This is a genomic window from Pedobacter zeae, assembly GCF_014196715.1.
GTDB classification, from domain to species: domain Bacteria; phylum Bacteroidota; class Bacteroidia; order Sphingobacteriales; family Sphingobacteriaceae; genus Pedobacter; species Pedobacter zeae.
The window spans coordinates 482,804-495,963 of record NZ_JACIEF010000001.1; the positions used below are offsets into that span (position 1 = coordinate 482,804).

Here is a 13,160-nt window from a genome sequence, read left to right on the forward strand (position 1 = left end):
TTTTTTAAGGTAGAAAAAGGTTGACGGATCACATACGAAAAAAAGCTTTGCGTAAAATCAACAGGACCGATTCGGACAGAATGAATAGATTTAGACTCATCTTTAACGTGCCATCAAAAGTAAGTGATTAGAAGTTGCTACCTGTTTTGGAACGGAATCAGATACAGCTTTACATTCCCCCGCTTTGACGAAATAATGGTTTAGTGTTCATTATTTCAGGATTCCCCTTCCAATTACACAGACAGACAATATATTATTCTAATCCGGCACTAAAGTCTATCCCAAAATTAAAATCAAGAAGTTCTGTTGGGTGGATTTTTAAACCTATTGCCAATCTCACTAGCGTAATGAAACTTGGACTGGTTTCTCCATTTTCATATTTAATAATATCTCCGGTATTAACCCCGCTTCTTTTATAAAACTCACGATAAGAAAGTTTCTGTTTCTCCTTTAACGATTTTAGATGTTTACCGAAGCTTTTCAGAACTATTTTTTCTTTCTCACTAATCATTTCATTGCTAATAAAATACAATCGGCAATGTCTTTGATATTTTATTTAAAAACGTCATGTAATTACTTGACATTTGGCTTTTTTTTATTTACTTTTACGTAATAAAAATAACAATCAGTTAAGGTAAAATTAAGAGTCTTGCAACCTCAAATCTCACGCCGTTGGAGCAAGACAGCAGATTTTATCCCATTTCTTATAGCGGAATTGCTATCTTTAGCTTTCCAAAATAAGAGTGGGCTTCTGCTGTAATTCCATTTCAACGTAAGGCGTGAGCGACAGCTATTTTACTGTTTTAGAAAACCGCAAAACTTCAAAAGACACAGGAAAAAATAGATGGTTGCCTACGCTATGCGTGGGTGCCTGTTTATCTTGTGTCTGGGCATTTTGCGGTGCCTCTAAAGCGGATATCGGGTTAACCCGCGCTTTTTTATGGATAGTTTTTCCCAATCAAATCACTTCCTTCTTAATCTGCCGATTACAGAACTTTCACTGTCTGAGAATTTTAAGCTCAGAAGTAAACTAATGGGGTTTTTTACCCTGCAGGATATTATTGGAACCAACCAAAAAGATTTGCACGAACTGGAAGATTATTCTGAACACTGGTATTTTGAATTTGTAGATTTTTTACGCCGGAAGGATTTATTAAATCTTCTTGGCTAATATTTTTCCTGGGCAATGGCCAGCATGCTGACGATTTTGTTGATCACTTTTTCAATATCGGCCGAGGTATTTCCATAGTAAGCATTTTTAAAGCTTTTTTCTGAGATGATTTCTTTTTCTACGGTACTATAATGTTTCGTAACATATTGGTGTAGCATTTTAGGGCTCTGGGTGGTGATGATGCCGGCCTCAACCTGTAAATGAATGAATATTGCAAGTTGCCTTACGGTAAAAGTTACTTTAAAATTGCTGTCTAAAATGCCACCGCTACTGAGATCTTCTGCTATCGTATCTATTGATTTGAGGTAGCTGATCTCACTTTCGATATACCTTAGCAGTGATTCGTCAATATTGGGCAAATTTCTATGGTACGGTATGCTTATGGTTTTAAAAACCTGCCCAATCAGCTTCTTAAAGAAATGGATTAACCTGTATTGTTCGCTAATGTTTTCGCACTTTTGAAATTCATGATTAAAGTGGCTGCAGCAGGAATGATAAAAAGATGGATGGTTGAAATTTAATGAGGTGAGTAGCAGGATAATTTCTGGCATCTGTAAAGGAGGTACCAATTTAGTTAACGCCAATTTAACTGAACCAAAAAAATCATTTAGGTATACTACCTGTTCAAAAGTGAAACGCTTAGGGCTGCTTTTTAGGTGTTCAAATAGGTGTTTAAAGATAGCGATGGTTTCATCATCAGCAAGCAGTTCTTCAAGATGATTTAAGATCTGGCCAAAATTTTCTGCAATAGTTAATAAAAGTTGTTTCTGAGTAGTGATAGAAACAGGGCAATCGTAATCAAAATAATCGGGTAGGTACTGCTGAAGATCAAAAACCATTTGGTTGAGCAGGTGTACGATGCCGCAGATTTCTTCATTTTTACCTTGAGCAGCATTAAGATCACCTTCATCCACCATGGCTTCTAACTCATCCATCAATTGCATCAGGCCCCTTTGGTGTTGTCTGATGTACGCCTTTAATCTATCTTGTGCTATTTGGGTAATGTTATGCTGAACAGTATTAAACACCCGTTTACTTTCTTCTAAGATCTCGGCTGGCAGTTCCTTACGTACCGACTTACCTGCCTTAAGTGCATCTAAAATTATTTCCCTGAAGCTGATAAGTTCATACCTCATTTACTTAATAGCGAAAGGCCTAATTATAGGTTATTATTTTCATTTTTTTGTTTTGGCATGGTGAAATGGATCATTACTGTGGTGAAACCTGATTTCAGCACATTTTATTCACTAGTATTTTTGAACTTAATTCAATAAGCCCAACGAGGGCAGTTCATCAATTATAATACGCTTGGTTGATTTTGCGAGCTAATCACAGATTTTGTATGGATTATCTTCTGCCCTTGATTGGATGCCCTGAAGCCTGATTTTTGTTGATGTGTTGATACATAGTTACATATGTTCAGTTATTGCGGTTATGGCGGATAACGGGAAGAAATAAGGTTAACATATGTATTGCTATTGTTAACAAATGTACCCACAGTGCCATTCGTTTATGGCTAATTTTAATATTGAAATGTTGAATCATTAATTTAAATAAGATTGCATTTCATGTCACCTGTAACATCGTTGTTTAGAAAATGCAATCGATTGCAGTGTGAAGTTAATTTAATTAACCATTTATATAAACCAATTATGAGTAGGAAAATTACCGACTTAACACGGCTGTTAAAGCTTGCCCAATTACCGCTATTATTATTGTCCCTGGTGTTTATGGGTACAATATCAGTTAAAGCACAAACAGTTAGTATTAAGGGGATTGTAACATCCGGAGATGATAACAAACCCCTGCCTGGAGTTACCGTACAGGAAAAAGGAAAACAGAACGGTATGGTTACCGGAACCGATGGTTCTTATGCTATCAACGTACCATCAGATGCTACGCTTGTATTTTCTTCAATAGGATTTACCAGGCAGGAGGTTAAATTAAACGGAAAAACAATAATTAATATCAAATTACAGAATGATGTGAGTACCCTCAGCGATGTTGTGGTAATAGGCTATGGAACGGCACGAAAAAAGGATTTGATCGGTTCGGTAAATGTAGTGACCGCCAAGGATGCAGGTGCCAACACCAATACCAGTGCAGCACAGCTCCTCATTGGGAAGGCCCCTGGTGTACAGGTAACCAATTCTAATGGAACGCCAGGTTCAAATGCCCAGATTATTGTGCGTGGAACCGGCTCATTTACCAATGTGGAACCATTGTATGTGGTGGATGGCATACAGAGTGATGCCAATCTTTTTAATACGATTAATCCGCAGGATATTGATAACATTACCATTTTAAAGGATGCAGCCTCTACAGCCATTTATGGCGTTGCTGCTGCTAATGGTGTGGTTATCGTAACCACTAAAAAAGGTAAAAGCGGTTTGCCACAGATCTCGTTTGACTCGCAGGTTGGCGTATCTACGGTGCGGAAAAAACTTGACCTGCTCAATGCAAGCGATTATGTTAATCTGCTTAAAGATATTGCGGCCAGCACTAACATTGCCGTTCCTGCTAAACTCAATACGCCCTATGTAACTGTTGATCGTACCGATTGGCAAAAAGAGATATTCAGATCAGCCTTATCTACCCAAAATAATGCAACCATAAGCGGTGGTAGTGATAAGGTAACCTATAACCTGTCTTTAGGTTATTTAACCCAGCAGGCCATTGTTAAAGATTATAACCTAAGAAGATTAAACAGCCGTTTTTCACTTGATGAAAAGCTGGGCCGTTTTCATTTTGGACAAAGCCTTAATGTTCGTTATACCAATACGGGTGGACAAACGGCCAGTATAGGCAATGCGATTACTTATGCACCATACCAGCCGATATACGATCCGGCTATTTTGGGAGGCTACTCCATTCTAACCAATGTTGATGATAACAGTAATGCCATAAATCCACTACAGGCATTGGGTGTTCAAACCCTTTCAAGCAACGATTTGGTATTGTATCCGCAAATTTTTGGCGAAGTAAATATTATTAAAGGCCTCACGTTAAGGTCGCAACTTGCTGGTGTATACGGTAATTCTACCAATGATTCGTACCAGGTACCCTATGTTACCTCAAACAACCTGGCCTTTACCCGCCAGGCAGGCCGCGCATTTAACAGCTATTCTAATTATACTTTCGAAAACTACCTCTCTTTTAACCGTACGTTTGGTAAGCACAATATATCGGCAACCGCCGGAACCAGTTATATTGATGCCGGATCGAGCAAATACCTGAGCGTACTCGGTACAGGAATGTTAAATGATAATGTAAAAGATATAGGTGTAGCGCCAACGATCACCAGTCAGGCTAATACATCTGGTTACTATACCCAGTTTGGACGCGCAATTTCTTACTATGGACGCCTGGTATATACGTTTAATGACCGTTATATTTTATCGGGAAGTATCCGCCGTGATGGTTCCTCAAACTTTGGTCCTCAAAGCCGCTATGGAAACTTTCCAGGAGTTGGTTTTGCATGGCGGATCAGTGAAGAAAGTTTCGTAAAATCAGCACTTCCGTTTATCAGCGACGCAAAATTTCGCATAGGCTGGGGTCGTACAGGCAATAACAAGTTTGGTTTAACCACAACCCAGGTATTTACTTTTGGAGGTTCACCAACCGGTAACCTGATTTACTCGCTTGGTCAAAATGAATCGTTTGCAAATGGAACAACGGTTGCTTCAATTGCAAACCCGTTTTTAAGGTGGGAAGAAACAGACCAGACCGATATAGGGCTTGACCTTGGTTTCTTGAACAATCAGCTTACGGTAGCCCTTGATTATTATAACCGGAAAAGCAGTGGTTTGCTGGTCGCTATTCCAATACCAACCAGCGTTGGAATCGGTGGTTTGAGTGGGTTTGACAGTAAATTAATTACCAATGCCGCCGATGCCCAAAACAGAGGTTTCGAATTTCAGGTTGGCTATCAAAGTAAAGGCACTGACTTTAGCTACAACATAAGTGTTAATGGTGCTTATAACCAGAATAAAACATTATCACTGGGTGCCCAATCGCAAACACCGATAATAGGAGGGTACTTTAACAGTTTAAATGGAATTACTTTAACACAACCAGGAATGCCCATTGGTGCATTTTATGGGTATAATGTAGACCGCGTAGCTTCTACCCAGGCACAGATAGACGCATTAAATGTTGCAGCACGTCAAAAAACGGGCAATCCTAATGCAGTTTACCAGGCTGGATTATTACCAGGCGACTTTATATTCAAGGATTTGAACAACGATGGTGTTGTTGATGATAAAGATCAAAAGATGCTGGGCAGCGCTATCCCTAAGTTTATATATGGTTTTAATGCCGGTGCCACTTATAAAAATTTTGATCTCAATATCGTAATCGCTGGCGTTCAGGGCGTTCAACTGGTTAACTCGCTTAAATTCAGTACCGAAAATGCTTCAACCGGGCACAATGCTTCTACGGCGATCCTAAACAGGTGGAGGAATCCCGGTGATATTGCTGCTTTGCCAAGAGCCGGGCAAAATGTAACGGCAACAGGTAATTTGAGGCCGTCGGATTTTTTTGTTGAGAATGGAGCCTATTTGCGTGCACGTAACATCACCTTAGGTTACACCTTCACCAAAGCGGCTTTGAAAGCCTTCTCAGGTAATGTATTAAGCAATCTTCGTGTGTATGTAGCCGCACAAAACTTATTTACCATTACCGGATACAAAGGCTATGATCCGGAAATTAGTACACAAACCAATGGCGGGGTAAATGGGGGAGCCGCCGATTATATATTTAATCGTGGCATTGATGATGGGCAGATCCCACAGCCACGTACATTTTTGGCAGGCGTACAAGTTGGATTTTAAGGATAAATAATATTAAAGAGATCGTTATGAAAAAATATATAAAATATCTGGCAGTTGTAGTTTTATTAATTGCAACCGGAGGATGTAAGAAAGATTTGGACTTACAAAATAAAAGCGCATACACTTACGACACCTATTTTACAAGTGATGCCGCTATAAATCAAACGGTGATAGCCAGCTATGCTACTTTATTGCATTCGGGTTTGTGGGCCCGCGAATGGTATTATATTTTTGATTTGCTGGGCTATGATGCCAAGAATGCCCAACCGCTCCAGGGCGATCTTTTGGCCCTGGCACAGTATAATTTTGCTCCGAACCAACCGCAGTTAGAATCGATGTGGTCTTCACTGTACCGTTTAATTATGCGTTCGAACGTGGTGATTAACCGTGCCCAGGCATGGACCCCAGCCAATGCAACCGAACAGGCCAATCAAAAGCAATATATCGCCGAGGCTAAATTTTTGAGGGCCTATGCCTACTTCAATCTGGTTAATCTGTATGGACGTGTACCTTTGCGCAAAGCATATAACCCGCTGCCAACGCCAGAAGAAATTAACCTGCCCCGTGCCGCTGTAGCAGATGTATGGGCTTTTATTGAACAGGATTTAAAAGATGCACAAGCAGATCTTCCTATTTCATATGCGGCAGCCAATTTTGGGCGTGCCACCCGGGGAGCTGCGGTTGCTTTGCTTGGTAAATCGTACCTCTATGAAAAAAAATGGGGAGATGCTGTTACTGAATTAAGCAAATTGACCCAGGCTCCATATAACTATTCGCTGGCACCCGTATACAACGACCTGTTTGATGATCCCAATCAGAATAATTCATCCAGTAATCCGGAAACCATTTTCCAGGTAATGAACCAGGTTTGGACCGATTGGGGTATCGGTAACCAGTATGCCCCATTTGGCGGTCAGGAAACATGGGGTGGGAAAGCTAGTCACTCTGCCCGTGCACAAGAATACGGCTTTAACGATTGGAATAATGTGTTTATTACCACTACAGCTGTTAAAGCTTTTACCTACACTAACCCACAAACCAATGGTGTTTATGTTGATCCACGTGCGGCTTATACATTTTACGGAGACGCAGCAAGTGGCGGACAGACTCAATATTGCCAGCAATGCTCAACCGGTCCAATCGCATTTCCTTATGCAACAGCAGGTTATAAATACTTAAAGTATGAGTATTATAATAAGGTAGCAAGTTATGGTGGGCCGCAAAGTGGCATTAACGGGCAGGTAATCCGTTATGCCGATGTGTTGCTCATGCTCGCTGAGGCTTACATACAACAGGGAAACACCGGATCGCAGCCATTGGCACTGATTAATCAGGTACGCAGCAGGCCAAGTGTTAATGCCCCGCTTTACATCAGTTTGGGTAACCAAAATCAGGCCATGACCATCCTGATGCGCGAAAGGCAATTGGAACTTACCGGAGAACAGTCTCGTTACTTTGATCTGATACGTTGGGGCATAGCCAGGCAGACCATCAATTCTGAAAGGCAGATAGAAGACGGTACCCAGCCATTCCAGGATAAAAATGTTTTATTACCTATACCATTATCTGAAAAGAATGCAAATCCTAATGTTGGTAAGGATGTTGGCAATGGCTGGAATTAATAATAGTTGTAACAGCAAAATATAGCCTTTAAGGCAGCCAATTAATAAAAAACGACAATTTTCAAATCGAAAATTGTCGTTTTTTATTATTTTTCATTTCTTCTGGCGGCTTGCGGGAATTAAATGATGTTAATTGCGGGCGCACAAGGCCCGAACAATCAGGCCCTCATGCCTGAAGCAGCTCTTCAATTTTATCCAGCAGTACTGTGAGGTCAAAAGGCTTGGAAATATAACTGTCTGCTCCACAGCTTTCAGCAATACTTTTGCCATCAGTGCTTGCAGAGTACATCAGTACAGGGGTTGAAGAGGTTTTACGATTATCCCGTAATGATCTTAAAATCTGGTCACCAGATATCATAGGCATCCAGATATCCAACAGGATCAGATCCGGAGCTTCCCGCTCTATGGTTTTAAGTGCATTCACGCTGTTCGGCTCAAGCACCACCTCGTAGCCATCGTCTTCCAGTAACAGTTCAAGCATTTCCAATATGCCCTGATCATCATCACAAACCAGAATTTTTTTATATTTCATATTTTAATAAAGGGATAATTAATGCATTGGCAATGTAAAGTTGAAGGTAGATCCGACGTTTTTCTGACTTTCAGCCCAAATTGTACCGCCGTGGTTGGTAATTATCTGCTGACAGAGATAAAGCCCGATTCCCATTCCCGGATAATGTTTCTGTACTTCATCTACCCGGTAGAAGCGATCAAAAACATTACTTAACTCGTCCTCGCTAATACCCATTCCTTTATCCGTTACCGATACCTTGATAAAATCGCTGATGGACGATACCTGCACTTCGATTTGGGTGTTATCGGCAGAGTATTTGATTGCATTGCTCAACAAGTTGGAAACCACCTGGATAAGGTGAGATTCATCTCCGTTGAAATTTCTTCCGATTTTGCCTGTAAGCGATATTTTTCTGGATGGTGTTGCCGCCCTGATGCTCTCTACAGTTTCGGCCATCATTTTATCAAAGTCGAATTCCTCCTGATGAAGGGTGATGTTTCCGGTCTGGATTCTCGATACATCCAGCAGTTCTGATAATAACTGGTTAAGGCGCTGGATGTATTTTCCGGTTTTTTCTACAATGCCTTTAAATTTATCGCTTGCATTTTCAGGCATCATCCTTTCCATCAGCTGCATATATCCAACAACGGTAGTTAATGGTGTTTTAAGCTCATGGCTGGCTATGGAAAGAAAATCATCCTTACGCTGCTGTAAAGCCCGTTGGTCGGTAATGTCTTCAATGGCGAGTAATATCCAGTCTTTATACCTGCCTTCGAGTTCGATACGGTGGGCATTAAGCAGCATCAGTTTTTTGCCAATATGAGGAAAATCGTGTTTTACCTCGAAGTCTAATACCGGATTATTGGTAGGAAGGATTTCTTCCATCAATTTTTTTAACTCCGGGATGTTCCACTGGCCATTACCAAGATCGTAAAGCAATTTACCCTTAGTTTCATTGATAGAAACTTTAAAAGTATTGAGAAAGTGGTTGTTGGCACTTAAAACCCGGTAATCTTTGTCCATTACAACCAGGCTCTCCCGGATGGTTTCTACAATACTGCTTAGGTACTCCTGGCTTTCCCGGTACATCTTGGTCCTTTCTTCTACCTTTCGCTCAGTTTCCTGTTGCACAAGTTCAAGTTCCTGCTGCGATTTTCGCCTTGAAGATATGTCGTTTTGTATTCCGATAAAATGCGTAATCTGGCCATCTTCGTTCTTTACCGGAGAGATGTACAGCTCGTTATAAAATAATTTCCCCTTTTTTGTATAGTTTCTGATTTCTACACTACAGCTTTCTCCCTTGGCGAGCGCGGTTGAAATTATCTTGCGTTCTGACTGCTGCCGGTCTTTGCCCTGCAGGAACCTGCAGTTATGGCCAATGATCTCACTCCTGATATATCCTGAAATTCTTTCGAAGGCGGGGTTGCAATAAATAATAGGGTTATCTGGTAAAAGATTATCGGTAATCACAATTCCGGTAACCGATGCATCTAAAACCTTGTACAGTACCTCGTGTTCCAAAGGCACATTTGTTTTTTTCATATTGATATGATTTTCCTTACTCAAACCGATAAAATTTATTTTTTTTAATAACGATATAGGCCCCAATTTGGTTTTGGAGATTTAAAGTTTTTGAGGGGTAAATATAGTAATAAGTCCCATCACACCGATAAATTATGCAACGCGCGACCCATATTTCCCTAAATAGTATGGCATTTTGTTTTGGCCAATTTGAGATCAAACTCTTTTTATGCTTGATCAATAAATGCTATACTTTATGCAATGAGAGTGGTAGATGAGGCATTAGTGTGGCAGTTTATTTTTAATTATGCCATAAAGATAGGTTCCGAGCAAGGCTCCTAATATTACAATGGCCATGCCAGCATACCCGCTACCCAGGTTCACAAACATAGGGCCCGGACATGCGCCTGTTAAGGCCCAGCCTAAGCCAAAAATGGTACCACCAAGAATGTATTTAACATAGGTTTTAGCTTTATCGTGGAAGGTGATGGAATTTCCGGAAATGTCTTTGGCTTTGAATTTTTTGATCAGCGATACGGCTATTACTCCTAATACAACAGCCGTACCAATAATGCCATACATGTGGAAAGATTGGAAACGGAACATTTCCTGGATCCGGTACCAGGAAACCGCTTCAGATTTAGTCATGGTGATGCCAAAAAGTGTACCTGCCAGAATATATTTTATAAATTTCATTTTTATGATTTTAAAAGATAAGAGGCATAATGAGGAAAGTCATGATAAGGCCGCCGATAAAAAAACCGATTACCGCAACTAACGACGGCAGTTGCAGGTTAGAAAGTCCGGATATGGCATGGCCGGAAGTACATCCACCGGCATAGCGAGATCCAAAACCAACCAGTAAACCACCAATGAGTAAAATAGCCAGTGTTTTTATGTCTTTCAAAGCCTCTAACGAAAATAAGCTGCCTGGATTCAGTTTGCCATCGAATTTAATGCCCAACTGATTTAAATCAGCAACTGTAGCGGCAGATAATTTTACGGGCGCCGGGCTGCTCAGGTAGTTTGTGGCAATAAATCCACCTATTACGGAGCCGATGAGGAACATGAGGTTCCAGAGTTGGTCTTTCCATTTAAAATCGAAAAAAGTTACTTTTTTGCCGGCTCCGGCTATGGAACAAATGGTACGAAGGTTTGATGAAAAACCAAACGATTTGCCGAAAAAAAGCAAAATGAGCATAACGAGTACGATCATGATGCCCGAGAAATACCAGGGCCAGGGTTGTTTAATGAAATCAATCATGGTGTTTCAAAAATAGGTTTATAGCTTAAGAAGCATTTTTTACCTTGCTTCCTCATGTTCTGATACAGAACAAATTAATGCATAAATCTTTGAATATTTTAGACAGAATTTCAGTTTCTGACTGAAACTGAAATTCACTAATTGTAAGATATATGTTGTGAGTATCCTGGCAAACAAAGTAACCGGGTTGGTTAAGCTTTATTATTTCTTTTTAGATTCGAAGCCATACAGACCGTTTTGATACAGGTAGGAAGCCATTTGATAATTGGAAATTGCCTCGTCGGTTAATTTCTGATCTAAAGGTATAGTTACTGCGCTTCCTGTAGTAAAATCTGGCTTATAGGCAGCCACTTTTTTATTGGGGTTGAGGATGATCAATTTGTTATTTTTGATGTAGCCCAAACTCTGATAGGTGCTGATAAAAGCCCTTTCATCGCTGTCTTTCATTTTAAATACATCCTGTCCGAAAAATTTACTGTCATAACTGAAGTTCAGGTAACCTAAAATGCTTGGCCCAATATCAATCTGTGCCGTTAATTTCTCGAATTTACCTGGTGCAATATGTCCGGGACTGTAAAAAATCATGGGAATGTGGTACTTATCTACCGGAAGTTCGACTTTACCAGCACTTGAGGCGCAATGATCAGCTACGATCACAAATAAAGTATTCGAAAACCATGGCTTCTGTTTCGCTTCGCGGATAAATTTTCCGATGGCATAGTCGGTGTATTTTACAGCTCCCTCTCTGCCGGTATGTGAGGGAATATCGATCCTTCCTTCAGGGTAGGTGTAAGGGCGATGGTTCGAAACCGTCATTATATGTGCAAAAAACGGCTTGTTGTTTTTGTAATCCTGGTCCAGCTCGCGCAACGACAGGGTAAAAAGATCTTCATCGGCAACACCCCATATATTCGAATAGTGGATTTCGTTGTCTTTTAGTGCACTTCTATCGGTTACTTCATAGCCATTATTAGAGAAAAACTCGTTCATGTTATCGAAATATCCGTAACCACCATAAATAAACCTGCTGTTATAGCCCTTTGAGCGGAATATACTGCCCAGTGTAAAAAGGTTGTGGTTATCAGGACGTTTGACAATTGACTGACCAGGTGTTGGGGGAATGCAGAGCGAAAGTGCTTCTAAACCGCGTACCGTACGTGTACCCGAAGCGTATAAATTGTTAAAAAGTAAACCCTGTTTTGCCAGCGAATCAAGCTGCGGTGTAATGTGCTGTGTATCGCCAAAAGTGCCCAAAAACTCAGCACTTAAACTTTCCACACTAATCAGCACCACGTTCATCCTGTTCTCTGCCCCCGGATTATTGATGTTCCTCGACGTGTTCTTGAATGTTGAGGCCGAATCCTGTTGTAATAAATGGCTGAGTACCGACTCCGCTTTTTTAATCGGAAGCGTTTTATAAAATGTATTATAATCGAGCTGGTTGTTCCAAAAAGCAAAGCCAAAATCGTACATGCCATTTCCCGAAAGTTCATTTACATATTGGTTGCTGCTGAGGTATTTCAGTTTATGGCTTACGCAGAAATAAGTGAATACCGGCAGGCATAATAGTATCAACGCAATTTTTGTCCTTTTGCTAAAAGAAGTTTTGTTAAAGGTTGATTGCGTGATAATACCTCTTAAAAAATATACAATCAGGGTTGTAATTACGACCAGGCCAATGATAATGCTGTTGATGGGATACGATTGACGGATGTTTCCGATTACTTCAGTGGTATACACCAGATAATCTACCGCTATAAAATTGTAACGTACAGAAAATTCTTCCCAAAAGAACCATTCAGAAATGGCGTTGAAAATAAGCGTGAAAACAACAAAGAAAAAATAGATAAAGAGCAATATCCGGTTGAATTTACGCCCATACCATTTTGAGGGCATTAACCATACATAAATTACAATCGGAATAATGGCAAAAGATGCAGCAGCCAGATCGTAAAACAAGCCAATAATGAAAACTTTCAGGAGGTTTAAAACAGACCAATCGAAAGAAGCTGCACTATAAATTAATAAGGTTACGCGGGTTAATAAGGAAATGCTACATAATAACAGGGTCGCCAGAAAAACGGGACCAAACCTGTTTTCTAACAGTTTACTTGTTTTTTCTTTAATGTTCATAACTAGGGGGCGGTTCCAACAGCTGAAACTTACCTGTCTGACCTTATTCTTTGCAAAGGGCGAAGGTAAGTTCCAATTCTGAAGAAATTCTGAATGTTTGGTT

At 40.3% G+C, this 13,160-nt stretch carries 10 protein-coding genes; 3 read left to right on the forward strand and 7 right to left on the reverse strand.

The window, feature by feature from the left end:
• Window positions 1-253 precede the first annotated feature (253 nt).
• Window positions 254-511 (reverse strand): helix-turn-helix domain-containing protein, encoded by a 258-nt coding sequence (locus GGQ60_RS01935; RefSeq protein ID WP_183759710.1) that lies wholly within the window; start codon window positions 509-511, stop codon window positions 254-256.
• Window positions 512-940: 429 nt separating this feature from the next.
• Between GGQ60_RS01935 and GGQ60_RS01940 the strand changes: the two genes are divergently transcribed.
• Window positions 941-1,171 carry a hypothetical protein gene (locus tag GGQ60_RS01940; RefSeq protein ID WP_183759711.1) on the forward strand — a complete coding sequence of 77 codons (231 nt, stop codon included), beginning with the start codon at window positions 941-943 and terminating at the stop codon, window positions 1,169-1,171.
• Here GGQ60_RS01940 and GGQ60_RS01945 read toward each other — a convergent pair.
• Window positions 1,168-2,307: a hypothetical protein gene (locus GGQ60_RS01945; protein WP_183759712.1), complete on the reverse strand. Its 1,140-nt coding sequence runs from the start codon at window positions 2,305-2,307 to the stop codon at window positions 1,168-1,170. The two genes, GGQ60_RS01940 and GGQ60_RS01945, sit on opposite strands and share 4 nt — an antisense overlap.
• 516 nt (window positions 2,308-2,823) lie before the next feature.
• Here GGQ60_RS01945 and GGQ60_RS01950 point away from each other — a divergent pair.
• Both GGQ60_RS01950 and GGQ60_RS01955 read left to right on the forward strand, forming a co-directional pair.
• The gene (locus GGQ60_RS01950) at window positions 2,824-6,003 is read left to right on the forward strand and encodes a SusC/RagA family TonB-linked outer membrane protein (RefSeq protein ID WP_183759713.1); all 3,180 of its coding nucleotides are present in this window, start codon (window positions 2,824-2,826) and stop codon (window positions 6,001-6,003) included.
• Window positions 6,004-6,029: 26 nt separating this feature from the next.
• On the forward strand, window positions 6,030-7,625 hold the full coding sequence (locus tag GGQ60_RS01955; protein ID WP_183759714.1) for a RagB/SusD family nutrient uptake outer membrane protein: 1,596 nt from the start codon (window positions 6,030-6,032) through the stop codon (window positions 7,623-7,625).
• Between the two features lie 166 nt (window positions 7,626-7,791).
• Here the strand turns inward: GGQ60_RS01955 and GGQ60_RS01960 are convergent, their stop codons facing one another.
• The 5 genes from GGQ60_RS01960 to GGQ60_RS01980 all read right to left on the reverse strand — a co-directional run bounded on the left by GGQ60_RS01960 (window position 7,792) and on the right by GGQ60_RS01980 (window position 13,057).
• Window positions 7,792-8,157 (reverse strand): response regulator, encoded by a 366-nt coding sequence (locus tag GGQ60_RS01960; protein ID WP_183759715.1) that lies wholly within the window; start codon window positions 8,155-8,157, stop codon window positions 7,792-7,794.
• An 18-nt stretch (window positions 8,158-8,175) separates the two neighbouring features.
• Complete coding sequence (locus GGQ60_RS01965) at window positions 8,176-9,681, reverse strand: PAS domain-containing sensor histidine kinase (protein ID WP_183759716.1); 1,506 nt, start codon at window positions 9,679-9,681, stop codon at window positions 8,176-8,178.
• 261 nt (window positions 9,682-9,942) lie between these two features.
• Window positions 9,943-10,356: a DUF6691 family protein gene (locus tag GGQ60_RS01970; protein ID WP_183759717.1), complete on the reverse strand. Its 414-nt coding sequence runs from the start codon at window positions 10,354-10,356 to the stop codon at window positions 9,943-9,945.
• Window positions 10,357-10,366: 10 nt separating this feature from the next.
• Window positions 10,367-10,924, reverse strand: coding sequence for a YeeE/YedE family protein (locus tag GGQ60_RS01975; RefSeq protein WP_183759718.1), 558 nt, complete (start codon window positions 10,922-10,924; stop codon window positions 10,367-10,369).
• A 201-nt stretch (window positions 10,925-11,125) separates the two neighbouring features.
• On the reverse strand, window positions 11,126-13,057 hold the full coding sequence (locus GGQ60_RS01980; protein WP_183759719.1) for an LTA synthase family protein: 1,932 nt from the start codon (window positions 13,055-13,057) through the stop codon (window positions 11,126-11,128).
• Window positions 13,058-13,160 lie beyond the last annotated feature (103 nt).